This window comes from Brevibacterium permense (assembly GCF_025506275.1).
GTDB classification, from domain to species: domain Bacteria; phylum Actinomycetota; class Actinomycetes; order Actinomycetales; family Brevibacteriaceae; genus Brevibacterium; species Brevibacterium permense_A.
This window is the reverse complement of sequence record NZ_QYCP01000088.1, coordinates 20,717-45,513: the sequence shown is the minus strand read 5'-3', so window position 1 is coordinate 45,513 and position 24,797 is coordinate 20,717. Positions and strand designations below refer to the sequence as shown.

Below are 24,797 nucleotides of genomic sequence, written 5' to 3'. Positions count from 1 at the left end.
AGACCGATCCTCGCCGAGGCGACTGTGCGTTTGCTCTCACCCTGACCCTGACGTGTTCTCCGGCTCCTACAATCGAATCATGCGTGCTGCCAGACTGTTCCGGTTCCCGGTCAAGGGATTCCCCGCCGAGGAGCTCACCGAGGCCCGAGTGGTCAAGGACCGCGGAATCCGCGGCGACCGGATCGCGGCGTTCACGAACGGCAGCCTCGACGTCCCCGCCGACGCCTGGCACTCGTACTCCGCCTTCACCGTGCTCAAGAACGATACCGACCTGCAGAAATGGCGGGTCGCAGCGACCCTCCCCGAGGCGGTCGGCACCGAATCCGTGACCGCGCCTGAACCGGATGGCCGGAGCGCCACCGCCGAGGCGGTCGACGATATCTCCGCGACCGTGACCCTCACAGCCCCGACGGGGGAGTCGACGACTTTCTCCACGGATGACGAAGAGGGCAGGGCCGCCTCGGCGATGTTCCTCTCCGAGCGGATACCCCCTCAGGGTGCATTCCCGCGCTGCCTGGCCGTCGCCGACCAGGGGATGTTCGACTCGCAGCGCTCCGGAATCTCGCTCATCAACCCCGCCACGGTCGCCGCGATCGCCGATACCGACGAGGCCCGCGCGGCCCTCGGCCTGAGCGCGGAAGCTGCTGGTCGTACGGCGGTCGGCCCGGCGGACACGGACGACCCGGCCACTCCCACAGCCGAGCTCGACCCGCTGCGGTTCCGCGGCAACATCCTCGTCGATGGACTCGCACCGTTCGAGGAGTTCGCGCTCATCGGTTCGATCATCCGCCTCGGCGGCGTGCGCCTGGCGATCCGTTCGACGATCGAACGCTGCCCGGCTACGACCGTCAACCCGACGACCACCGAGGTCGACGTCAACGTGCCGCGGCTGCTCAACTCCGCCTGCGGGCATCTGCACTGCGGAATCTACGGGCAGATCCTCGAGACCGGCGATGTCGCGGCCGGCGACGAGATCACCGTCGAAGGCCCGGCCCCACGCGAACTGGTCAAGGTCGCACGAACTCCGCGGTTCATGACCGTCGTCGGCCGCCGGCAGATCTGCAACGACATCGTCGAGGTGGCCCTGCGCGACGACCTCGGCTGGATCCGCGAATTCGACGAACCGGGCACGAACCTGCGCGTCCATCTCGACTTGGGCGCACCGTTCTGGCGAACCTATACGATCACCGACGTCGACGACGACATCGTCCGCATCGCCGTGCGCACGCAAGGCAAGGGCTCCCGCGCCGTGGCTTCGCTGGACGAAGGACAGCGGATCCTCACCTCCGGCCCGCACGGAACCATGACCGCCTCCCGCGTCTTCGGCGGCACAACGGCCCTGATCACCGCGGGAATCGGCATCACCCCGAGCCTCGGACTGCTGCGCAGCGATGGGCTGGCCGACCTGCCCGCCACCGACCGGATCCGACTCGTCCACGTCGACCGCGATCACCGCACCGCCTGTCTGTGGAACCGGCTGCAGGATCGTGCCCACTCGGGTGCCGTGCCCGTCGAGACCCACCACCGCGACACCGCGACGGCCGGTCGACCCGGCCACCGGGAACTCGTGGATTGGGTGGCCGGTTGCGACAACGTCATGGTCTGCGGACCCCGCGACTTCACGGCGGCCGTGCTCGCCGCCGCGGACGAGGCCGGCGTTCCCGCCGTCCACCAGGAGACCTTCGCCTCTCCGAACACGGGGATGAGCGAGGCCATCGCCGCATGCTCGCCCGCCGAGGTGACACTGGAGGAATCGGGCACGAGCTTCGTCTGGCAGCCGCAGGAAGGCACCCTGCTCGAATCCTTGGAAGCGCGCGGATTCCGCTCGCCCAGCTCCTGCCGAGGCGGATCCTGCGGAACCTGTTCGGTGTCCCTGGCCGCCGGGTCCGTGCTCTATCCGATCGAACCTGCCGCCCGCGTCGAGAGCGACGAGGTGCTCGTGTGCTCCGCGGTCCCCGCCGGACCCATCAGTCTGGCGCTCTGAACCCGGCAGGCTGACCGGCCGGAATGGCCCGGCTGACCGACCAGGCAGACTGACCCAGCAGGCCCTCCGAACCGGCCGAATGAGCTGCCGGCCCGATCAGGCAGACAGCGGCTGGGCGGGTGGCACAATGGATTCCATGCCGAAGAAGAAGCGCACCGTGCTGTCGAAGGGGCCCGCCGGACCGGTCGGTCGCCTGAGTCGGTGGGTCCGCCTCTCCGCGGCCGGGCGGATCATGTTCGCGAACTCGATCATGCTCGTGGGCATCATGGTGCTCACGACGAGTCTGCTCTACCTCCAGCTCTCCCAACTGAACACGAAGCGCGAACAGGACCTGCTGCGGTCGGCCGCGGACAACATCTCGATGTCGCTGGGCCTCATCGGCACCGGTGACGTCGGTCAGGACGACTATCTCGACTCCGAATCCCGCGACGACGTTCAGACGCTGCTGGACAACGTCATCAGCCAATACGGCTTCGACATCGCCGCGGTCGTGCCCATCGACTTCCTCCTCACCCCGCCGACCCTGGGCTCACCCGGACGCCAGCAGGCGCTGGAGGCGAAGACCGCCTCGGCGGATTCCGGGAAGATTCCAGAGGACTCCATCGACCAGCTGGCCCAGGCCGTCGACGGACAGGCCCTGCAGAATGGCAGGTCGACCGTGCGCTTCATCAACGACGGCGGCCCGGCCGACGGCACCATGTACGTCGTCACCCCCGTCTACGCCGAACACGTCGGCCTCGACGGACTGAGATCGGACACCGTGGTCGGCGCCGTCATCGTCGGCAGCTCCGCCGATTCGGTCCGCGAAGGCTTCCTGGCGCAGGGCAAATGGCTCATCGGCATCGCCGCCCTCACCCTTGTCCTCGGCATCGGCTCGTCCTGGGTGACATCGCGGGGACTGCGCCGGGTCACCGGTGACTACGGTGCCGACGAGCTGCGCAGCATGCTCGACTTCTACTCCTCCGTTCTCACAGCCGTCTCCGAAGGTCTGCTGCTCGTCGACCGAGCCCGCGGGATCGTGCTCATCAACGCTGAGGCCCGGGAACTGCTGGGCATGCCGCCCGCCAGCGACGATGCAGACCAAGGCCCCACCTCGGCGGAGGAGATGCCGCTGCGTGAACTCGAACTGCCCGAGGCGCTGCATGATCTGCTCGCCTCCGGCCGATGGGCCCGCGACGAGATCCACTACACCGACGACCGCGTCCTCGTCGTCAATCAGCAGCCCACCGAGGCGGAAAGCGACACGTGGGTCGTGACCATGCGCGATCACACGGAGTTGGCCGAGCTCTCCGGCGAGCTCGTCTCCGTGCGGTCCTTCTCCGACTCCCTGCGCGCGCAGACCCACGAGTACGCGAACCGTCTGCACATGGTCGTGTCCCTGCTCGAGACCGGGCACGTCGATGAGGCCATCGACTTCGCGGCCAAGGACATCGATGACCTCAACCGGGTGAACGGGGACGGATCGATGACCTTCGACCACCCGGTCCTCTCGGCCCTGCTGCTGTCGAAGATCGCCCAAGCCGCCGAGGCGGGCATCGAGATGACGGTGGACACCGCGGACCTCACGGGCAACCTCGGCGGGGATGATCGCGACCTCGCAACGATCCTCGGCAACCTCGTCGACAATGCCTTCGACGCCCTGAGCAGGCAGGATGTTCTGTCCGAAGACAAGAGAGTCCATGTCGAGCTCTCCGGTTCCGGCGGTCCCGGCGGATTCACGATCGAGGTCAGCGATGACGGCCCGGGAATCGACGAGGAATACCTCGACGCGATCTTCGAGCGCGGCTGGTCGACGAAGCACGATGGCGTCGAGACCGACCAGGGACAGGGTCGCCAGCAGACGGGCACCCGCGGGGTCGGGCTGTCCCTGGTCGTGCAGGCGATCCGCCGCCTCGGGGGCGCCGTCGATGTGCAGGGCCACGGGGAGGACTGTGACCGATTCAAGGGCGCAGTGCTCACGGTGTGGCTGCCCGACCCGGGGAATGCGGGTCAGACCGCGGCAGGCCAGTCGGGTTCCGGACAGTCCGGCGACGGGCAGGTCGGATAGGGGCGGGCGATCGCCGGTGATGCCGGCACCGCTCAGGTGGGCCGCAACCGCTCAGGTGGGCCGGAACCGGATGTGACGGGACTGCAACACGATCCGGGACGCTGTCAAACGGGTGAAGATAGACTGGCGGCATGTCGGACACAACTGCGCCTGAATCGAGCATCGGTGTGCTCGTCGTCGAGGATGAGGTGGTCGCCGCCCGTGCTCACGCGAAGTACATCGACCGCATCGACGGCTATCACGTCGCCGGAGTGGCGAAGAACGCCACTCAGGCGATGGCTGCTCTCACAGGTCAGATCTACGGCCTCGATCCCTCCGGCGTCCATCTCGTCCTCCTCGATATGAATCTGCCCGACGGGCACGGGCTGCAGGTCTGCCGCGCTATCCGCGGCCAACGCGTCGACGTCGACATCATCGCGGTCACCGCTGCCCGGGATATGCAGATCGTGCAGGAAGCTCTGTCCTACGGCGTCGCCCAGTACATCATCAAGCCGTTCACCTTCCCCGTCTTCAAATCCAAACTCGAGGCGTATTCGTCCTTCCGCAACCGCCTCGGCGGGGATTCGAACGACGGCGAGGTCACCCAGACCGAGGTCGACAAAGCGATCTCGGCCCTGCGCACGCACACCGTGGCGGCGACCGCGAAGGGCGTGCCCGATGCGGTCCAGTCCGAGGTCAAGAGCCTGCTCAATGAGAATCCCGGACAGTCCGCAGCAGAGCTGGCCGAAGGCCTCGGCGTCTCGCGAGTCACCGCTCGTCGCTATCTCGAATCCATGGCCGACGCCGGTATGCTCGAACGCCGTCCCCGATACGGTTCGGCCGGTCGTCCCGTCCTCGAATACACCGTCGTCCCCGACGCAGGCTGACCGCGGACTACGTGCGCGAGCAGCCCACCGTGACCGACGCCGCGGGCTGATCGCTCTGGCACTGCGCCCGTGACCAACGCCGCAAGCATTGTTGGCTCGATCCACGGCGTTCTGAACGCGCCGAAACCGCCGTGGATCGACCCAACAATCGGTCGTGGGGCCGACGTTGCGCCGGTCTCGCCGCAGAGCAATGGACATCGGGCGACCCTCGGTAGAGGATGGGCCCATGTCGAAGAAGTCCCGGGTCTGGCTGGCCGTCGCCCTCATCCTCGTGCTGCTCGCCGGAGCCGGAGTCTTCGCCCTCTTCCGGTTGCCGATGACGAAGTCCTCCGCCGCAGAGGCGGCCGCCCACGACCTCGCCGAGGAGCAGCTGCGCTCGGACATCTGGCATGAGAAGGACCTCGCCCAGGGCCTGTTCGATCGCGTCACGAAGGCATTGGGCACGAGAGTGGCCCTGCGGTCGGTCACCGTCGACGACATCACCGAGGCCGACGGTCGGGACGTGGCCACACTCGATTGGACGTGGGCGAACAACGACGGAGAGTCCTGGGAGTACAGTTCTCAGCTGCCCCTGGAGAAGAACGGGCTCTTCTGGTGGGCAGATCTCACTGAGAAGGCCATCCACCCGAAGCTCGGCAAGGGCGGTCGCTTCGCTCTGCGCGCGAACCAGGGAAGGAGGGGGAACATCCTCGGCGCCGATGATGAAGTGCTCATGGAGGAGGGGGAGGTCGTCGACATCGGCGTCCACCCGAATCGACTCGAACCCGACACCATCGGCCGACTCGTCAGCGGACTCAACGACGGTGTCGACGCCCTCGACCTCGATGCCGATGATCTCGAGAAGTCCGTCGATGACGCCGAAGGCAACCAGCTCGTCCCCGTCGTGACGCTGCGCGAAGACGACTACAAGTCGGTCAAGGACGCCATCCACGATCTGCCGGGAGTGCTGTTCACCGAGGATACCCAGACCCTGACCCGGTCCCGCGGGTTCGCCCAGGCCACCCTCGGTTCCGTGGGGCAGGCCAGCGCCGACGACATCGAGAAATCCCAGGCTGCGATCATCCCCGGCGAGATCATCGGCCGCACGGGCCTGCAGAAGACATTCAACAATCGGCTGAGCGGACCTGGCGGCGTCGAAGTCTTCGCGAAAGGCGACGCGAGCGATGACAGAGGCGGAACGACGAAGCTGACGAGTCTCCATGCCTTCACAGCCGAAGACGGCGAGAATCTCGAGACCACCCTTGACGTACGGATCCAAGAAGCCGCGGACAAGGCGGCTGCGATCGGCAGGAAACCGACAGCTCTCGTCGCCATCCGACCGAGCGACGGTCACGTCCTTGCCGTGGCCAACTACGACCCGGAAGGAGCGGCCTGGGACCGAGCGCTGAGCGGTCAGTACGCTCCCGGCTCGGTGTTCAAGATCGCTTCGGGCCTCGCGCTCCTCGAATCCGGAGTGAAGCCGGACGACACGATCGACTGCCCGCAGACAGTCACGGTCGGTGGCAAGAGGTTCAAGAACGCCGAAGATGAAGTGCTCGGCGACGTCAGCTTCGCCGACGACTTCGCACACTCGTGCAACACCGCTTTCGTCTCCTCCGGGGACGAGGTCACCGGGGACGACCTGACCGCAGCAGCCGAGCAGCTGGGCATGACGGCTGCGACATTGGGCATCGGAGCGAAGACCGCCTCGGTGCCGGCCGACGACGAGGTCACGCATGCTGCGCAGATGATCGGTCAGGGCAAGGTGCAGGCGAGCCCGCTGTCCGTGGCGACGATGGCCGCCTCGGTGCAGGCAGGGGAGACCGTGGACCCGCAGCTCGTGCTCGGTGATGCCCTCGACGATGCAGGCGTCGACGAGTCGGGCGCGGAAGGGGCTGACGATCCTCCGGCCCTTGATGGCCAAGCGGCGAAGGGGATCTCGGAGATGATGCGAGCGGTCGTCACCGAGGGCACCGCCACCGATCTCAAGGACGTTCCCGGCGATCCCGTCCACGGCAAGACCGGAACGGCCGAATACGGCAATGACTCCCCGCCGCGCACCCATTCGTGGTTCGCCGGATTCCAGGGCGACCTGGCCGTGGCCGTGCTCGTCGAAGACGGCGGATTCGGCGCCGAGGCGGCCGTGCCGGTGGCGCACGAATTCTTCGACAACGTCAACTGACTCCACCGAGGCGTTGAACGCCACCGAGTGCTGAGTCCCGCTGAGATTCTGAGCCCCACTCATCGGCGGAGCTTTGCCTGACGCCGCAGGATCTCCTCCCCAACTCGGCCCGGGCAGGAGAATAGGTCACAATCGGACCATCAGCCCGAAACATAGGTCGCCATCGGATACTCTTCGGCGCCAGAAGTATCCGATGGTGACCTGTATTCGTCGGCCTACTTCATGCGCAGGGACCGCATGGCCTGCAGCGCCCCGGTCATGGCCTTTGCGAACTTCGCCTGATCGAGGGGGCCGGCCGGTGCGATCGGGTGGAGGCGCTGTTCGGCGATCGTGTGCGAGTGCATGAACTGAAAGAGGCCCTCAGGGCCGTGCCGGTGGCCCATTCCCGAGGCCTTGACTCCGCCCGCCGGAGCGTCGATGGATCCCCAGCTGGCCGGGTAGACCTCATTGACGTTGACCATTCCGGCCTCGACCTGCCGCGCGATCTCACGCCCGTGGGAGCGCGAGTACACCGATGCCGAGAGTCCGTAGTCGCTGTCATTGGCCGCAGCGATCGCCGCGGCATCCGACGGCACCGAATAGACGGAGACGACGGGACCGAATGTCTCCTCCCGATGCAGCTCCGCCTCAGGAGGAACATCCGTGAGCACGGTCGGTGCGTAGAAGTAGGGGCCGAGATCGGGCACCGGGTGTCCGCCGGCGAGAACCGTGGCACCGGCGCTGCGCGCCTGCTCGACATGGTTGGTGATCGTCTCGAGCTGCTTCGGTCCCGCCAAGGTGCCCATGTCCGGGCCGTACTCGAACGCGGCACCGAGACGGTAGGCACGGGCCGCCTCGGCGAAGTGGGCGCAGAAGGTCTCATAGAGGTCCTCGTGGACGTAGATGCGCTCGATGGAGATGCACAGCTGCCCGGCCGACGAGAACGATCCGCGCACGGCACCCTCGACGGCCTTCTCCAGATCCGCATCGGCGGCCACGATCAGGGGATTCTTGCCTCCGAGCTCGAGCGCGGCAGGGAGCAGACGCTGCCCCGCCTCGGCGGCGATCGACCGCCCAGCGGCCGTCGACCCGGTGAACGAGATTCCGTCGGCGCCGGCCATGAGCGCGGGTCCGACCTCGGCGGAGGGCCCGGGCACAAGCTGCCATACCTCGGCGGGCAGGCCGGCGGCGATCGCCAGCCTGCGCATGAACACCGAGGTCAGCGTCGTCGTCGAATCGGGTTTGTGGACGACGGCATTGCCGGCCGTCAGGGCCGCGAACAGGTCGGTCGCCCCCAGGGTCAGCGGGTAGTTCCACGGTGTGATGAACCCGATCACGCCCAACGGGGTGCGGGTGACCTCGGTGCGGGTGAGCACGGGGATCGCCCCGCGCCGACGTTCGGGGCGCAGATAGCGGGCGGCCATCACCCCGTAGTGGCGGAGCACATTGAAGGTATCGAGGATCTCGTCATAGGCGTGGATGCGGGCCTTGCCGGTCTCGTACTGGATGATGTCGAGGAGCAGATCCTCATTCCGGGCCAGTGCGGAATGCAGACGGGTGAGCACCTTCGCTCGATGCTCGACCGACTGAGCGGCCCATGCCTCGCCGGCAATGCGCGCGGTGGCGTAGGCGGCCTCGATATCGTCGGGAGTGTTCCGGGCGAACCGGTCGACCTCCTGGCCGGTGAACGGCTCGACTCCGCGCATCACCTCGCCCGAGCCGGAGGCGTCAGCATACGGTTCGGTGTCGAGGAAGTCCCGCAGCGCCGCGGTGACATGCGCGGAGGGGGTCCCGGCAGTGTCTGCTTCGGAGGTGCGTGCGGTGGTCTCTGTACTCATCGGCTTCCTCTTTCTGTGACGTAGGTCATCGCAGGCTAGACTACCGAATATGGTTTCGAGTGATCTGCGGAGGGCGCTGAAGGGGACCGGCGCACCCACCGCCGTCCTCGATCTCGACGCCTTCGACGCGAACCTCGATGCCCTTGCCGAGCGGGCTCGCGGACTGCCGATCCGCCTGGCCACGAAGTCCCTGCGCGTGCCCGCCGCCATCGACCGGGCGCTCGCCCACCCCGCATTTTCCGGGGTGCTCGCCTTTTCCGTCCCCGAGGCGCTGTTCCTCCATGCCCGCGGCGTCCGCGATATCGTCATCGGCTATCCCAGCCTCGACCGAGCCTCCCTGAGTCGGATGTTCGCCGAGGCGGGAGCGTGCACGAACATCACCCTGATGATCGATTCCGTGGACCACCTCGACATCATCGACGACGTCCGAGAGAACCTCGCCGAGGCGGGGCGGACGTCCTCCTCGGACGGGACCGGTCCCACAGGGGAGGGGAAGGACCTCGCCGAGGCGGGAGCCGCCTCGGTGCGGGTGTGCATCGACGTCGACTCCTCCTATCGACCCGCCGAATCCTGGTTGGGCGACCGCGTCCATATCGGGGCCAGGCGCTCGCCGATCCGTGACGGGCGAGCGGCCATTGCGCTCGCCAGGCAGGTTGCGGCCAGGCCAGGTTTCGACCTCGTCGGGATGATGTTCTACGAGGGGCAGATCGCCGGCACCGCCGATGCCGGACGAACGGTGCGGCAGGCGATCGTGCGCGCCATGCAGAAGGCCTCGGTCGTCGAACTCGCCGAACGACGAGCAGCCGTCATCGCCGCAGTCCGCGAGGTTGCCGACCTCGAATTCGTCAACGGCGGGGGGACCGGCTCTTTCGAATCCAGCTCCGTCGAAGGCACTCTGACCGAACTCGCCGCCGGATCCGGCCTCTTCTCCCCAGGCCTCTTCGACGGCTATACGCACTTTCGGCATCGGCCGGCCGCGTACTTCGTCACACCCGTCGTGCGCAGACCCGGCCCCGGCTGGGTGACGGTCTTCAAAGGCGGATTCATCGCCTCGGGAGTTCCTGGTTCCGACCGTCTGCCGACCATCGCCTGGCCTGCGGGCCTCGAGTACTCCGGGCTCGAGGGTCCCGGCGAGGTGCAGACTCCGCTGACCGGGCCCGGCACGGAAGTGCTGCGCATCGGGGATCTCGTGTGGTTCAGGCATGCGAAAGCAGGCGAACTGGCCGAACATTTCAACGAATTCCTCGTCGTCTCGGGATCGACGATCATCGACACCTGGTCGACATACAGGGGAGAGGGACTGGTGCTGTGAGCACGATGAACAGAGGCCGAAGCACGCAAACGCGCGCTCGGACCGCGCAGCGACGAGCGTTCCGGAACTGGGCCGGGCACGTCCACGCACATCCGCACACCTTCTCGGGCCCCGCCTCGGCGGAGGAGCTAGCGGGAATCGTCACGGCCGCTGCAGTGGCCGGGGACCGTCTGCGGGTGGTCGGGGCCGGGCATTCCTTCACTCCCGTGGCCGCCGGCGGTGACGTCATGGTCAGCCTCGACGGACTGTCGGGGATCGTCGCCGTCGACGAGGCGGCCGGCCGGGTCCGCTTCCACGCCGGCACCCGACTGCGGGACATTCCCGCCCTCCTCGCACCCTTCGGCCTGGCCCTGGAGAACCAGGGTGACGTCAATCCGCAGGCCCTTGCCGGTGCGATCTCGACGAGCACACACGGCACCGGGATCGGGTACACCGGGTTCGCCGGGACCGTCACCGGACTGAGCCTCATGGGCCCCGACGGTGAAGTACGGGAACTGTCGGCCGAGGCGCAACCGGAGATCTTCGACCTCGCACGGGTCAGCCTCGGCGTCCTCGGAGTCATCACCGAGGTCGAACTCCAGTGCGTGCCGGCCTTCGACCTCATCGCCGAGGAGAAGGTCGCCGGATTCGACGAGCTCCTCGACGAGCTGACCGAGCGGATGCGCGGGGCAGACCATTTCGAGTTCTACTGGTTCCCGCACACCGATTCGGTGCTGACGAAGACGAACACCCGAGTGGAGCCGGGACAGGCCGGGCCGGGTCACCTCGCCGAGGCGGGGGTGCGCAATCGGTGGCTCAACCTCCTCGACAAAGAGGTGGTGGAGAACGGGGCGCTGCGGCTGGCCGTCGAGCTCGGTGCCAAAGTCCCGGCCGTGGTGCCGTCGATCAATCGGATCGCTCAGTCAGTCGTGGCGGACCGGACGTACCGGGCGCCGGGTCACGATGTGTTCGTCACCCCGCGGCGGGTGCGGTTCAACGAGATGGAGTACGCGCTGCCCTTCGACTCCGGGCCCGAGGCGATGCGGGAGATCAGAGACGTCATCGGGGCCAAGGGGTGGGCGATCTCATTCCCCCTCGAGGTTCGGTGCGCCGCCGCCGATGATGTGCCGCTGTCGACGGCATCCGGGCGGGAGACGATGTACATCGCCGTCCACCGCTTCATCAAAGAGGACTTCGCCGAGTACTTCCGCGTCGTCGAGGAGATCCTGTGCCGGCACGGCGGCCGCCCGCACTGGGGCAAGATCCACACTCGTACCGCCGCTGACCTGCACGAGCTCTATCCGCGATTCGCGGACTTCTGCGACCTGCGGACTCGACTGGATCCGGAGGCTATGTTCGGCAACCGCTTCACCGACTCGCTGTTCGGCGTCACCCGCGGCTGAGGGGAGGTCAGCGTCACCCGCTGCTGAGGGGAGGTCAGCGTCGTCGGCGGCTGAGGGGAGGTCAGTCGACAAGTGGTCGCAAACGGATACTCCTGGGCGCGGAAAGTCTCCGGCAGTGACCTATTCTTCGGCTGCTCGCGCGCCGAGCCAGTCGAGGATCTCCGGCCAGGCCGCCTCGGCGGTCGATCTGCGCATCAGGCCGTGATGTCCGATGCTCGTCACCCCGAGCTCCTCCGGGGCGAAAGTGCGACGAGTCACCGGGGCCAGTCGCAGCCGGTCGGTGATCGCATCGATGAACGCCTGTGTCGCCCACGGATCGTCTGAGGTGCCGATGGCGAGCACAGGTGTGCGCAGTCGGGAGGCTCGCGCCTCGGCGTCGAAGCTCGGGTCATCGAAGAAGAAGTGGGGGCGGCGCAGCCATTTCGTCCACTCGTAGAGAGCGGCAGCGGGAATGTCCTCACCGAGTCCTACTCGGCTGCCGGGCATGTACCCGAACACCCGAGTAATCGCTCTGCCGCAGACCCCGAGGCCGAATTCCACTCGGAAGCGCTCGCTGCGGGGTGCGATTTGGCGCGCCGCCACCATCGCTGTGGCGACCGTGGCGATTCCACTCAGACGCTGACCGCCGTATCCCAGGAGCAGAGCGTGCCCGCCGACGCTGTGGCCCAACGCCGTATGCGGCAGATCAGGGAATCTCTCCTCCGCCCAGGCTCCCGCTGCCGCCACATCTTCGGAGATCCAGTCGCGCATGCGGATGTGGCGATGTGCGCGAGCTTCCGTTCGATCGCCGACGCCGCGGAAGCCGTAGGTGATCACGGCGAACCCTCTCGCGGCGGCCGCCTCGGCGAAGGAGAAGTAGAAGCGTTCCGGAGTCGCGGTCGCCGGGTGGATCGTCAGCACCGCACGGGGGTCGGCCGTGGGGAGGAAGAGATGCCCCTCGAGGTCGCTGGATCCGTACCGGCTCGGCACCGGGATGCGTACGTCCTGCTTGAGAAGTGAGTCCATATCCTTCAGCGTAATCACCGTGACGCCAGGGCACTACTAGTCGGTAATATAATTCTTGGCGTTGCCATCCGTGCCGGCGTGTTCGGTACCCTCCCGCTGCAGCCCCCGGCCCGTCCCCGCCGCAATCCTCGGCAGGAATTCACCGAACTCCTTCGCGGGATCCCATGTCCGAGCCTGCTGGTACGCTCAGAGAATGACCGCGTCGGATCGGAACCATCCCGCATCTCCCAGCCGGGCGACCAGCCGCGAGCGGGAGAGAGGCCGGCGCAGGTCGATGTTCGTCGCCGCATTCGGCACCGTCGTCGAATGGTACGACTTCTCGATCTTCTTCTATGTCGCCACGACCCTGACCAAGGAGTTCTTCGGCGATCAGACGGATTCTCTGCTGCTGACCCTCGGGGTCGGTGCGGCGGGATTCCTCTTTCGGCCCTTGGGCGCGATGGTCTTCGGCCACCTCGGTGATCGGATCGGACGACGATCGACGCTCATCATCTCCGCGGTCCTCATGGCGATCTCCATGCTCGGGATCGCGGTGATCCCGAACTACGACACGATCGGCATCTGGGCCGGCGTCCTCATGGTCGCCCTGCGCTGCCTGTCCGGATTCTCCGTCGGCGCGGAATACACGGGAATCATGGTCTTCCTCATGGAATCGGCGGGACCGGGAAAGCGCGGATTGGCGGCCAGCTGGGCTGCGGCCAACAGCGAGGTCGGTGCGCTCCTGGCGGTGGGATCCGGTGCGCTGCTGGCGAATACGCTCAGTCCCGAGGCGATGGATTCCTGGGGTTGGCGGCTGCTGTTCGTCCTCGGTGCTGTGCTCGCCATCCTCATGGTTCCGCTGCGGTCGATGATGGAGGAGACCGAGACCTTCAAACGGCTGCAGCAGGCAGAGAAGGAGAATAAGGGCACGAAAGATACGGCCCTCGAGCGCTCCCCGCTCATCACTGCGATCCTCGAACAGCCGCGGGCGATCCTCGTGGCGTTCCTCATCTCCTCGATCGGCTCGGTCAGCTACTTCCTCAACATCACCTATGTGCCCACGTACATCGAAGAGGTGGCGAAGATCCCGAACTCCGGCTCCCTGGCACTGGGCACGGTCGCGGCCGTCGTCGCCATCGTCGTCACCCCGTTCTTCGGCCTCGCCTCGGACAGGTTCGGACGCAAAATCACGCTGGCAGCACTCATGGCTGTCTTCGTCTTCACGACGATTCCCGCGTACGTGCTGCTGTCCAACCAGTCTGCGGGCATCGCAATCGCAGGGTCGGCGTTCCTCGCAATTCCCGCGGCCGGGTGGAGCGCGGTGGCCGCTGCCATGGTGCCCGAGCAGTTCACCGGCACGAGCCGCTTCTCCGGCATGGCGATCGGCTACAACGTCGCCACCGTGCTCTTCGGCGGTCTCTCCCCGCTCATCGCCACGGCACTCATGTCGTCGACGGGCATCACTCTGGCGCCGGCGATCTATGCCACCGTGGTCATCGTCGTCGCCGGAGTCCCGACCCTCATCCTCGCCCGCAGCATGGGCAAGAAGACCCTCGCCGAGGTGGACGCGGACAAACATCTCGTCCCTGCTTGAGAGCGTGGCCGGGGGCTGCGGCGGATCGGTGACAGGCGTTGCCGTTCTGCCACACTCTGCGCACATCTCGCGCTCGATGAGCTCATAGGTTGGTTTCAGAACACGCATTCGGGCGAACGACTCCCGGGTGTGAGAGACCGATCAAGGAGTCATCATGAAACGCATGAAGCGTGCCACCTTCACCGCTGCCGCCCTGTTCAGCTGCACACTCGCCTTCTCGGGCTGCTCGCTCATCAGCCAGGCCGTCCAGCCCGAACAGGGCCAGACCGGAGAACAGTCGAACACCGACGCTCAGGATCAGGGCGGCCAGGATCAGAACGGTCAGGATCAGGGCGACCAGAACGGCCAGGAGTCGAATGCCGACCAGAACGGCCAGGATCAGACCGGACAGGACCAGACCGGTGGTCAGGACTCGAGTTCCGATCAGTCGACCTCGAACGCCTCGTCATCGACCTCGGCGGCTGACGGGTCCACCGGTTCGGACTCGGGAGCGTCGTCCGGCAGCCAGGGGCAGGTCAGCATCGGCGAAAACTTCGAGGATCCGGAGATGCAGGACAAGATCGAGGTGCTCTCTGCGGTGCGGAACTTCGAGTCGTCCAAGAGGGCATCGGCGATCGAACTCGGGGGCGAAGTCGTCCTCCTCGAAGTCAAGATCACCCCAGGGCAGAAATACAGCGGACTCATCCAGTCCGGAGCATTCAAGATCTCCGAAGACGGCGGGGCGGACTACCGATACGACCAGACCGACGGCCTCGAAGCCGAAATGCGAGCTGCCGGCTATGAACCCTTCGAAGACGTCAGACGCCGAGACGGCGGAACCCACCAGGGCTGGCTCGCCTATGTTCCGAACGAGAAGCAGGACGCCTACACGATCCGCTACGAACGCGGACCCGGCAAGGTGCTGGGAACCGACGAGAAGGTCCCGGAGTTCACGACGACCTTCGACGTCCCCTCCGTCTGACTTTCGAGGCCGACTCGCGAGGGCGGCGGCTGCGAACCGTGAGTCATGTGGCTGCGACCCGCCAAGCATGAGGCAGGGCGGCGTCCGCCGACCAGCGAAATGCGCCTCGAGGCCGATCTCCGAATTCGGAGACCGGCCTCGACGCGTTGTCAGGGCCTGAGATCAGCCTTCGCTGAAGGCCTGCCAGTCCGAGACCTCGGACTCGGCGAGCTGAGCCGCGACACCGGTGTAGGTGGCAGGCGTGAGGGCCTTGAGCAGTTCGGCACGCTCCTCGGGCAGTCCGAGACCGTCGACGAACGCCTGCAGATCGGCTTGGTTGATGCGCTTGCCGCGAGTGAGTTCCTTGAGCGTTTCGTACGGGTTGTCCATTCCCGGCACGCCCTGCAGCCCGGCGGCACGCATGACCGACTGGACGGCTTCACCGAGGACCTCCCAGTTGCCGTCGAGGTCGGCGGCCAGAGCATCCTCGTTGATGGCAAGCGCACCGAGGCCCTTGACCAGGTTGTTGAGCGCAAGCACCGAGTGGCCGTAGGCGACACCGATATTGCGCTGCGAGGTCGAGTCGGTGAGGTCGCGCTGCATCCGCGAGGTGATCAGCGTCGAGCCGAGGGAATCGAGCAGGGCGCAGGAGAGTTCGAGGTTGGCTTCGGCGTTCTCGAAGCGGATCGGGTTGACCTTGTGCGGCATCGTCGACGAACCGGTCGCACCCGCGACGGGGATCTGCTTGAAGTAGTTCATCGAGATGTAGGTCCACATATCGGTGGCCAGGTTGTGTGCGATCCGGTTGAACCGAGCGATATCGGCGAACAGCTCGGAGTTCCAGTCGTGGGATTCGATCTGCGTGGTCAGCGAGTTGAAGGTCAGCCCGAGACGGTCTTCGACGAAGGTGCGGGCGATCTGCGGCCAATCCGCTCCCGGCACAGCGGCCAGATGGGCCGAATAGGTGCCCGTGGCGCCGTTGATCTTGCCGAGGAACTCGGTGGCGGCGATGCGTTCGTACTGACGGCGCAGGCGGTGGATGAAGACGGCGAGCTCCTTGCCCATCGTCGTCGGAGTGGCCGGCTGTCCGTGGGTGTGGGCGAGCATCGGAACTTCGGCCAGTTCCGCGGCGGACTCGGCGAGAGCGTCGATGAGGGCCTTCGCTCTCGGCAGCCACACCTGTTCGGTGGCACCCTTGATGCCCAGCGCCCAGGACAGGTTGTTGATGTCTTCGGACGTGCAGCAGAAGTGGACGAGCTCGCCGAGGTCCTCGGCGCCGATCGTCACTAGGGCTTCTTTGATTGTGTATTCGACGGCCTTGACGTCATGGACGGTGACGGCTTCATGAGCGGCCAGCGTGGCGATGGTGTCGGCGTCGAAGTCGGCGGCGAAGGCACGCAGTGCGTCGATCTCATCGGGGGTGAGGGTGCGAACGCCCTCGATCACCGAGTTCTGTGCGAGATGGATGAACCATTCGATCTCAACGATGATGCGGTTGCGATTGAGCGCCGCCTCGGAGAGATGATCGACGAGGTCAGCGGTGTCTTTGCGGTAGCGACCATCAAGCGGTCCGAGAGCGATGGCGGGCGAGATTTCGGCAAGGGAAACAGTCGGCATGCTCTCATTTTCTCATGAGCGGCGAAGCGGAGCGGCACCTGTCCGCGCCGACCGATCGCCAGGGGCCGGCGGGACCACGGGACTCGAGCATCGCCCCTTGTGGATTCGGTGGTGACTTCGACGCCTGTGCCCTGTGGACGCTCAAGCCTCTTCCCCAGCCTTGGAATCGAAGCTTCTCTGTTCGAGCCGCTGCCGCCTACGGTCGAGTGATTCGGGCTCGGATGCCGAACAGGCAGGTGGGAGGACTGGGGCATGATCACTGACGAATTGGAGCGCAATCGCGAGCAGTGGAGACGGCGAGCGGAGGTGCTGCACTCCCTGGCGCAGAGCTGCCGCCAGATCGACGGATGGGATTCCCCGGCGGGAGGGCTGCTCGATGACCGGGTGGCCTCGTGCGCAGAATCGATCGACAAGTTGGGCGAGAGGGCGGAGAAGCTCGCCGAGGCGTATGACCTCCACCTGCAGGTCGTGTCCGTGGGCGGACGGATCCAGCTGTGAACACTCACCCCGCCGAACGTGAGGGCGCCGGCATCGACAGTTGGATCGTCGTCGACCTCGACCGGATCAGCAGACTGCCCGAACGGCTCCGTCGTCTCTGGCCGCCCGATCTGCTCCCTCGCCGGGTCGACCGGGACTCCCGAGCCGCCTCGGCGGAGGAGGAAAGATCCAATGCAACCGCAGGGACTGCGGCCGCAGGTTCGGGGACTGGTGCCGGAACGTCGGGAATGGGCGAGGGCAGTGGGGGCGCGAGACGGGACCTCCATGTGCTCACCGCATGGCTGCGCGGCTTCGCCTCCGAACTCAATAGGGCGCGCACGCGCATCAGCGTCGTCGTGTCATCGGGAGTCGAAACCGTCCACCTGACACTGTGCCTGGGGCCGGGCATCGCGCATGCGATCCTCGCGTTGCAGGGGGAGGGGTTCGAGGACTTCGCGCGGCACCAACTGCTGCGCCGGATCGAGCCGGGACGAATCGGGCACGTCGTCGAGGATCTCACCGAGCTCGTCGACCAGGACTGTGTGCTCACGCTCAGCTGGGCGTCCGGACGGGGTGCGACAGGGCTGGAATTCCTCCGCCGAGAGGGCGGGACATGGTTCCGGCCGGTCATCGAGCGCGCCGGCGATTCCGTCACCGTCGACGATGACGTCGACGCCGGCGAATCGGCGGTGCGAATGCTGCTGAGCGCCGTGCTCACGCGGACGCTGACGGCAGGAGCTCCGAGTTGACGCCGGCAGCCTCTGACCGCTGGGAACTCGTGGCCTCCGAAGCCGGCGGGGACTCAGGACTGAGATCGGTCGGGAGCGAGACATGAGAGGAGACCCGCGATGATCTGTTCGACGACCCGCGGAGGCGGACGGATCACCGTCGATGAACGTGCCGACGGCAGCGGAGACGCACTGCAGACCGTCATCGCCGAGATCGGCGATCTGTCCATCGACGCCGCTGTCGGAGACTTCGATCTCGCGACCCTGCTCACCCAGGTCCCCGCCCCGGTGACGGCGCTCAACCTCGATGCCTGCCGGATCCAGTTCCACGCCCAACTGACCGTCTCGGTGCTCGAACTCGAGGCCACACTGCTCGCCGTTCGAGCCGCTGCCTTCGCCTACCGGCAGGCGGAGAAGGGCATCAGCGAAGTCTTCGGCGGACTGCTCGACGCTCTCGGCTACGCGACCGGCCGCATCATCGCGCTCAGCCTGCCCGTCATCATTCCCGTCGCTCTCGTCGTAGGCGCCCAGGTCGTCGTGGTCACGAAGATCCTCGACGTCACCGGACTCGACGATGTCATCACCAAGCAGTTCGGCATCGACCTGAGCAAGACGAAGGCGAAAGCGAAGGAAGCGCTGATCACGTTCGCGTTCGAACAGTCCGACGTCACCGGGGCCGTCATCGAGCATGTGCTGCCGGGCTTCGTCGTCGGATTCTTCGGGCTGCCTCCGTTCATCCTCGATTCCGAAGGCGATCACGCGTTCTGGCCGCACGACTCGACCTCGATGACGATCTGGGTCCTGGCAGGTGCGAACGCGTTCGGACTGCTGCTGCCCTCCGATGTCGAGGTATGGAGGGCGAATGGCCTGACTGCTCCGCACAAAGAACCGCCGCGTGACGTCGAAGACCTCTTCTCCCGCGAAGCGAACTGCCACCGCGGAGCCGATTCCGGACAGGTCCGCATCGAGGAGGTCGTCGGACCCGATGGGACGACCCGCTATATCGTCTACGTCCCCGCCACCACCGACTGGTCTCCGAAGTCAGGTGACAATACGACGGACCTGACGACGAACGTGCAGGGCATGGCCGGCAACGACACCGTGATGCGCGAAATGGTGCGCCAGGCGATCGCCGATGCCGGGATCGGCCGCGGCGCCGAGGTCATGCTCGTCGGATATTCACAGGGAGGAATCACCGCAGGCTCTCTCGCCGCGGACCTGGCGTTCCTCGACGATGTCAACGTCACTGCCCTGATGACGGTCGGTGCTCCGGTCTCCGACTTCGCCATCGATTCGGGAATCGACGTGCTTTCGATCGAACACGAACAGGACCTCGTGCCCGATCTCGACGGCAACGAGAACCCGGCGACGAAGAACTGGTCGACGATCACCGTCGACTACGACCCCGACGAACTGCGCAAGGTCCCCGAACTGGCGGACAAGACCGATGCCGAACTCGATGAGATGTTCGCCTCGGCCGGGGCGGCGCACTCCTCCGTCGCCTATGCGGCCTCGATCGGTCTGCTGCTGAAGGGCGGGAATTCCGCAATCGACCGCTTCACCTCGAAGAACTCAGGGTTCTTCACCGGTGACCTCGGGAAGACGCGCGACTACCAGGGCAAGCGCAGACGCCATTGAACTCGGACTCGCGGTACGGCACTCGGCATCGACAAGATGGTCCGCCTCGGCGCACCAACGGACCTCATGGAACCTGCCTCGATCTCCCGAAGATGGGCCGCCTCGGCGCGATATGGGATCGTGCGAATCCTGCACACGACCTCTCGGAGATGGGCCGCCTCGGTGCTCGGATGTGCATTGGTCGGACGATGGAGCATCTCTGCCGTGATCGACAATTGTCCACGGAACGCTTTGGAACTCGGCCACATGTGTCGAGCTCGGGCCATAGTCTGTTCCTGACCTGCACTTTTGATACTCGAACCGCATGGGGAGAGTGGCAAGCAGTGAGTGGATTCGGTATTGTGATATCACCTGTGAATCAGATCACTCGAGGGCGAGTTCTCACATCCGAGGGCCTGCCCGACGGACACGGTCCACCACTGGTCACCTCCGGTGAAGATGGACCTCGAACAAAGGAGAACTGAAATGACCTCCAACATTTCAGTGGGAACCGGCGCTGCCCACAGTCAGTCCTCGGAGCCCAGAATGATCCAGATGCTCACCGAAGACGGAAACCGCGTCGAATCCGGTGAGTACGATGCCTTCGCAGCAGAACTCACCGATGAGGATCTGCGCGGCTTGTACCGGGATATGGTCCTGGTCCGCCGCATCGACGCAGAAGGAGCTGCTCTGCAGCGTCAGGGACAGTTGGGCCTGTGGGCACCTCTGTTCGGACAGGAAGCAGCCCAGATCGGCATGGGTCGGGCCGCTCGCCCCCAAGACTTCGTCTTCCCCACCTACCGCGAACACGGCCTCGCCTATACCCGCGGTGTCGAACCCGAAACCCTGCTCAGCATCTTCCGCGGTCAGAACCACGGCGGCTGGGATCCGCAGGAGCACCGGTTCCACACCTACACCATCGTCATCGGCTCGCAGACCCTGCATGCCACCGGCTACGCCATGGGCATCTCCTTGGACGGCGACGTCGGCACCGGCGACATCGAACGCGACACGGTCGCCATCGCCTGCTTCGGCGACGGCGCGACCTCGCAGGGCGATGTCTCCGAGGCGCTGACCTTCGCCGGAGCCTTCCACGCCCCGGTCCTGTTCTTCTGCCAGAACAACCAGTGGGCCATCTCCGAACCTACTCACGTCCAGACCGCAGCCCCGCTGTCGACCCGCGGAGAAGGATTCGGAGTCCCCGGCATCCGCGTCGACGGCAACGACATCATCGCGATGTACTCCGTCGCCCGCGCCAGCCTCGACTCCGTGCGCGCCGGCCACGGCCCGATGCTCATCGAAGCCTTCACCTACCGTCGCGGCGCCCACACCACGGCCGATGATCCGACGAAGTATCGCGACAAAGCCGAAGAGGAGATCTGGGAGGACCGCGACCCGATCACCCGCCTCAAGGCCTACCTGGACAAGCACACCGAGACCAGCGACGAATTCTTTGCTGAGGTGGATGCCGAGGCCGACACCCTCGCCGCCCGCATCCGCCACAACTGCATGACCATGGAGAACCCCGATGGCGTCGAGATGTTCGCCCATGTCACCGCGGAACCCCACTCCCTCGTCGACGAGGAACGTGCCGAATTCCTGGCATACCAGGCCTCGTTCGCCGATGCGGGTGAGGCCTGATGGAGAAACTTCCCCTCTCGAAGGCGATCACCGCCGGAATGCGCAGGGCCATGGAGGACGACCCGAAGGTCGTCCTCATCGGTGAGGACATCGGCAAACTTGGCGGCGTCTTCCGCGTCACCGAGGGTCTGCAGAAGGACTTCGGCCCGCAGCGCGTCATCGATGCCCCTTTGGCCGAGTCCGGCATCGTCGGCACCTCGATCGGCATGGCCATCCGCGGCTACCGTCCCGTCATCGAGATACAGTTCGACGCGTTCATCTTCCCGGCCTACGACCAGATCGTCACCCAGGTGGCGAAGCTGTACAACCGCACCCTGGGCAAAGAGAACATCCCGTTGGTCATCCGCGTGCCCTACGGCGGCGGCATCGGCTCGCCCGAGCACCATTCGGAGAGCCCCGAGACCGTGTTCGCCCACCACGCGGGACTGCGGCTCATCTCCCCGTCGAACGCTCATGACGCGTACTGGATGATCCAGGACGCGATCAAGAGCGAGGACCCGGTGATGTTCTTCGAACCCAAGCGTCGCTATTGGATGCGCGGGGACGTCGACACGTCGGCCCGAGGCGAGCTGGGCATGCACGACGCACGCGTCGTGTCCGAAGGCACCGATGTCACGCTCGTCGCCTACGGGCCGCTGGTGCCGACGGCGCAGGACGTGGTCACCGCGGCTGCCGAGGAGGGCAAGAGCGTCGAACTCATCGACCTGCGCAGCCTCAATCCGATCGACTTCACCGCGGTCGAGAAGTCCGTGACGAAGACCGGCCGACTGGTCGTCGCCCACGAGGCACCGACCTTCCTGGGACTGGGTTCGGAGATCGCCGCGCGCATCACCGAACGCTGCTTCTTCAACCTCGAAGCCCCGGTCATCCGGGTCGGCGGCTACCATACCCCGTACCCCGGTTCGCGGATGGAAGAGCACTACCTGCCCGACCTCGATCGCATCTTCGATGGTGTCGATCGGGCCCTGTCCTACTGATTTCGAGGAGAGTCAAGAATGTCATTCGAATTTCCTCTTCCCGACGTCGGTGAGGGCCTGACCGAGGCCGACATCGTCGCATGGAAGGTCGCCCCCGGCGACACTGTCACCGTCAACCAGATCCTCGTCGAGATCGAGACCGCGAAATCGCTCGTCGAGCTGCCCAGTCCGCAGGCAGGCACCGTCGGTGCGCTCCTTGTCGAGGAGGGCCAGACCATCGAGGTCGGCACCCCGATCATCCGGTTCGGCGGAGATGATTCCAACACCGAGGCGGCCCCCGCCTCCGCTGATGCGCCGGCTTCCGGTCCGGCTGAGCAGTCGGCCGATGCCTCCGGTGATGCCGACGGCGGAGCCACTCTCGTCGGTTATGGAGCGAAGGAGACGTCGTCGAAGCGGCGTCCACGCAAGGGTGCTTCCGTCCCCGCTCCCGCCGCTGGCGCCGATCCCGCAGCGTCGGCTGCCCCGGCTGCGGAGGCGGCCGCGCCTGCACTGGCCGCGGCTCCGGCAGCTCAAGCACAGTCGGCGTCGGCACCTGCTCCGGCAGTGCAGTCGCAGTCCGCTTCGGCTCCCGCTTCACCGAGCAAGCCGCTGGCGAAGCCGCCTGTGCGGAAGCTCGCGAAGGATCTGGGGGTCGACCTCTCCCAGGTGACACCGACCGGGCCCCGCGGGGACGTCACGCGCGACGATGTGCACGCCGCCGCCAACCGGGCCGCCGCTCCCTCGTCGGGTGCGACGGCACCGGCGGCCGCCTCGGCGAGTGATCAGGGAGCGCTCGAAGAGCGGATCCCGTTCAAGGGCGTGACGAAGATGATGGCGAAGGCCATGGTCGATTCGGCATTCACGATGCCGCACGTCACCGAGTTCCTCGACGTCGACGTCACCGAGACGATGGCGATGGTCCGCCGGCTGAAATCGACGAAGTTCCTGGGCGAGGACGTCAAGGTCTCACCGCTGCTCATCGTCGCCAAGGCAGTGGCGTGGGCCGTGGGACGCAACCCGCGGATCAACTCGTGCCTCGAAGGTGACGAGATCGTCGTGAAGAAGTACGTCAACCTCGGCATCGCGGCCGCCACTCCGCGCGGACTGATCGTGCCGAACATCAAGAACGCGCAGGCCATGGGGCTGGGCGAACTGGCGCAGGGCATTCAGGATCTCACCGCTCTGGCGCGGTCGGGCAAGACGCCGCCGGCTGATCAGGCCGGGGGCACGATCACGATCACGAATGTCGGCGTCTTCGGAGTCGATGCCGGTACGCCGATCATCAATCCTGGTGAGGCTGCGATCCTCGCGTTCGGACAGGTCAGGAAGAAGCCGTGGGTGGTGGACGACGAGATCGTTCCGCGCGAGATCACCACGCTGTCGGTCAGCGCCGACCATCGTGTCGTCGACGGCGAGATCATCTCGAAGTTCCTCGCCGACGTCGGACGGGGTCTGGAGGACCCGACCCTGATGTTGGCCTGATTCTCATCCTGACGTCGGCTCTTAGCCGGCTCTGGGAGCTTGAGCGCCCCGGTTTCGCATAGTGCGAGGCTGGGGCGTTCTGTTCTCTTAGATGGTCGCGGCCCAGTTCGAGTCAGACAGCACATGTTCGAATCTGGGCTATCTGACTCAGACGGGGCCGTGAGCGCATGGAAGGACTGGGCCTGACAGCGGACGCGGGGTGCTCGAGCATTTCGCCGGTCAGTGGGCGGCTGCGGCAATCAGCCGCTGTTTGAAATTGCAGACCGGGCGAGGAAGCGGAGCCTCGGCAAGATAGGTCAATACCAGCCTGCGTTCGGTCGCGGGCGTGATCGGAATGCTGACGAGATCGCTGAAATTCATCAGCGGGACGACCAACCTCGGCACTGCGGTGATGCCCATACCTGCTGCCACCATGCCGCCGACCGCGGGAATCGTATCCGCCGTCTGCACTTCATGGGGTTCTGCTGCTGCCTTGAGCAGAGCTCGCCGCACCATCGGCGCGATGCTCGTCACGGAATTGAAGCCGACGAACTCTTCGCCGTGGAAGTCCTCCCACCGCACCGATGCGCGCGCAGCCAATCGATGACCGCGTGGAACGATTGCGACGAAGGGGTCGGACAGGAATGGAGTCACTGCCAGATCGGCAGGGAGAGAATCCGTGAAGGCGACGAGGCCGATGTCCACCGTCCCTTCGGTCACCATCGGCACGACCTGATCCTGAGCCGCATCACGGATGACGAGTTCGACCTCCGGGAACTCCCGGCGAAACGCGTGAACGACCTCGGGCAGGCCAGTTGCTGCCAACGATGGCAGGCAGGCGATTCTCACCTGCCCCGAACTGCCGGTGACGAAGCCGGAGATCCGTTCCAGTGCCGAGTCGAACGAGCGAACTGCGTGTGCGGCGTACAGTGCCACTTCGGTGCCGGTAACCGTTGCGGTGACCTTGCGGGTGGTGCGCTCGAACAGTTGTGTGCCGATGCGTCGTTCTGCCTCCGCAACGGTACGGCTGAGAGCCGGCTGGCTGACCTCGATCTCCTCGGCCGCACGGGTGAAACTCTCCGTGCGCTGCACCGCTTCGATTGCTCGCAGGTGGTGCAATGACAGATTGATAACCATGAATTATGAGTCTAGCCGCAATGGATATTGGACGGCCCTACTCATGCTCAACAAGGATGAATACGTTCATCGAGAA

18 protein-coding genes are annotated in these 24,797 nt (G+C 65.9%); 14 read left to right on the top strand and 4 right to left on the bottom strand.

All coding sequences use genetic code 11. The annotated features are described in order from the left end of the window. The first annotated feature begins 79 nt into the window (after positions 1 to 79). The 4 genes from D3I60_RS10325 to D3I60_RS10310 all read left to right on the top strand — a co-directional run bounded on the left by D3I60_RS10325 (position 80) and on the right by D3I60_RS10310 (position 7,058). Positions 80 to 1,984, top strand: coding sequence for an MOSC domain-containing protein (locus D3I60_RS10325; RefSeq protein ID WP_262776135.1), 1,905 nt, complete (start codon positions 80 to 82; stop codon positions 1,982 to 1,984). Between the two features lie 136 nt (positions 1,985 to 2,120). After that, positions 2,121 to 4,031 carry a sensor histidine kinase gene (locus D3I60_RS10320; RefSeq protein WP_262776134.1) on the top strand — a complete coding sequence of 637 codons (1,911 nt, stop codon included), beginning with the start codon at positions 2,121 to 2,123 and terminating at the stop codon, positions 4,029 to 4,031. A 131-nt stretch (positions 4,032 to 4,162) separates the two neighbouring features. Then, a complete protein-coding gene (locus D3I60_RS10315; protein WP_262776132.1) occupies positions 4,163 to 4,897 on the top strand; it encodes a response regulator in 735 nt (244 codons plus the stop codon). Positions 4,898 to 5,123: 226 nt separating this feature from the next. Further along, entirely contained in the window at positions 5,124 to 7,058 is a 1,935-nt protein-coding gene (locus tag D3I60_RS10310) for a penicillin-binding transpeptidase domain-containing protein (RefSeq protein ID WP_262776131.1), read from the top strand. A gap of 215 nt (positions 7,059 to 7,273) precedes the next feature. Here the strand turns inward: D3I60_RS10310 and D3I60_RS10305 are convergent, their stop codons facing one another. Next, positions 7,274 to 8,875, bottom strand: a complete 1,602-nt coding sequence (locus D3I60_RS10305) for a succinic semialdehyde dehydrogenase (RefSeq protein WP_262776130.1) — start codon at positions 8,873 to 8,875, stop codon at positions 7,274 to 7,276. A gap of 49 nt (positions 8,876 to 8,924) precedes the next feature. Between D3I60_RS10305 and D3I60_RS10300 the strand changes: the two genes are divergently transcribed. Both D3I60_RS10300 and D3I60_RS10295 read left to right on the top strand, forming a co-directional pair. Continuing rightward, complete coding sequence (locus tag D3I60_RS10300) at positions 8,925 to 10,187, top strand: amino acid deaminase/aldolase (RefSeq protein WP_262776128.1); 1,263 nt, start codon at positions 8,925 to 8,927, stop codon at positions 10,185 to 10,187. A 5-nt stretch (positions 10,188 to 10,192) separates the two neighbouring features. After that, positions 10,193 to 11,569, top strand: coding sequence for a D-arabinono-1,4-lactone oxidase (locus D3I60_RS10295; protein ID WP_262776244.1), 1,377 nt, complete (start codon positions 10,193 to 10,195; stop codon positions 11,567 to 11,569). Between the two features lie 120 nt (positions 11,570 to 11,689). On the opposite strand, the gene D3I60_RS10290 is transcribed toward D3I60_RS10295, so the two are convergent. Continuing rightward, positions 11,690 to 12,574, bottom strand: coding sequence for an alpha/beta hydrolase family protein (locus D3I60_RS10290; protein WP_262776127.1), 885 nt, complete (start codon positions 12,572 to 12,574; stop codon positions 11,690 to 11,692). Between the two features lie 193 nt (positions 12,575 to 12,767). Here D3I60_RS10290 and D3I60_RS10285 point away from each other — a divergent pair, with 193 nt between their 5' ends. Both D3I60_RS10285 and D3I60_RS10280 read left to right on the top strand, forming a co-directional pair. Continuing rightward, positions 12,768 to 14,147: an MFS transporter gene (locus D3I60_RS10285; protein ID WP_262776125.1), complete on the top strand. Its 1,380-nt coding sequence runs from the start codon at positions 12,768 to 12,770 to the stop codon at positions 14,145 to 14,147. Positions 14,148 to 14,301: 154 nt separating this feature from the next. Beyond that, positions 14,302 to 15,108, top strand: a complete 807-nt coding sequence (locus D3I60_RS10280; RefSeq protein WP_262776124.1) for a transcriptional regulator — start codon at positions 14,302 to 14,304, stop codon at positions 15,106 to 15,108. Between the two features lie 162 nt (positions 15,109 to 15,270). Here the strand turns inward: D3I60_RS10280 and purB are convergent, their stop codons facing one another. Next, complete coding sequence (purB, locus tag D3I60_RS10275; RefSeq protein ID WP_262776123.1) at positions 15,271 to 16,704, bottom strand: adenylosuccinate lyase; 1,434 nt, start codon at positions 16,702 to 16,704, stop codon at positions 15,271 to 15,273. A 252-nt stretch (positions 16,705 to 16,956) separates the two neighbouring features. Here purB and D3I60_RS10270 point away from each other — a divergent pair, with 252 nt between their 5' ends. The 6 genes from D3I60_RS10270 to D3I60_RS10245 all read left to right on the top strand — a co-directional run bounded on the left by D3I60_RS10270 (position 16,957) and on the right by D3I60_RS10245 (position 23,605). Next, the gene (locus tag D3I60_RS10270) at positions 16,957 to 17,202 is read left to right on the top strand and encodes a hypothetical protein (RefSeq protein ID WP_262776121.1); all 246 of its coding nucleotides are present in this window, start codon (positions 16,957 to 16,959) and stop codon (positions 17,200 to 17,202) included. Further along, positions 17,199 to 17,930 (top strand): hypothetical protein, encoded by a 732-nt coding sequence (locus D3I60_RS10265; protein WP_262776120.1) that lies wholly within the window; start codon positions 17,199 to 17,201, stop codon positions 17,928 to 17,930. The genes D3I60_RS10270 and D3I60_RS10265 overlap by 4 nt, the downstream gene beginning before the upstream one ends. A gap of 99 nt (positions 17,931 to 18,029) precedes the next feature. After that, entirely contained in the window at positions 18,030 to 19,547 is a 1,518-nt protein-coding gene (locus D3I60_RS10260) for a hypothetical protein (RefSeq protein WP_262776119.1), read from the top strand. Positions 19,548 to 20,012: 465 nt separating this feature from the next. Then, positions 20,013 to 21,167, top strand: a complete 1,155-nt coding sequence (gene pdhA / locus D3I60_RS10255; RefSeq protein ID WP_262776117.1) for a pyruvate dehydrogenase (acetyl-transferring) E1 component subunit alpha — start codon at positions 20,013 to 20,015, stop codon at positions 21,165 to 21,167. Then, positions 21,167 to 22,144, top strand: a complete 978-nt coding sequence (locus tag D3I60_RS10250; RefSeq protein ID WP_262776116.1) for an alpha-ketoacid dehydrogenase subunit beta — start codon at positions 21,167 to 21,169, stop codon at positions 22,142 to 22,144. Before pdhA ends, D3I60_RS10250 begins: the two co-directional genes overlap by 1 nt. An 18-nt stretch (positions 22,145 to 22,162) precedes the next feature. Further along, positions 22,163 to 23,605 carry a dihydrolipoamide acetyltransferase family protein gene (locus tag D3I60_RS10245; protein WP_262776115.1) on the top strand — a complete coding sequence of 481 codons (1,443 nt, stop codon included), beginning with the start codon at positions 22,163 to 22,165 and terminating at the stop codon, positions 23,603 to 23,605. Positions 23,606 to 23,824: 219 nt separating this feature from the next. On the opposite strand, the gene D3I60_RS10240 is transcribed toward D3I60_RS10245, so the two are convergent. Next, entirely contained in the window at positions 23,825 to 24,721 is an 897-nt protein-coding gene (locus D3I60_RS10240) for a LysR family transcriptional regulator (RefSeq protein WP_262776114.1), read from the bottom strand. Positions 24,722 to 24,797 lie beyond the last annotated feature (76 nt).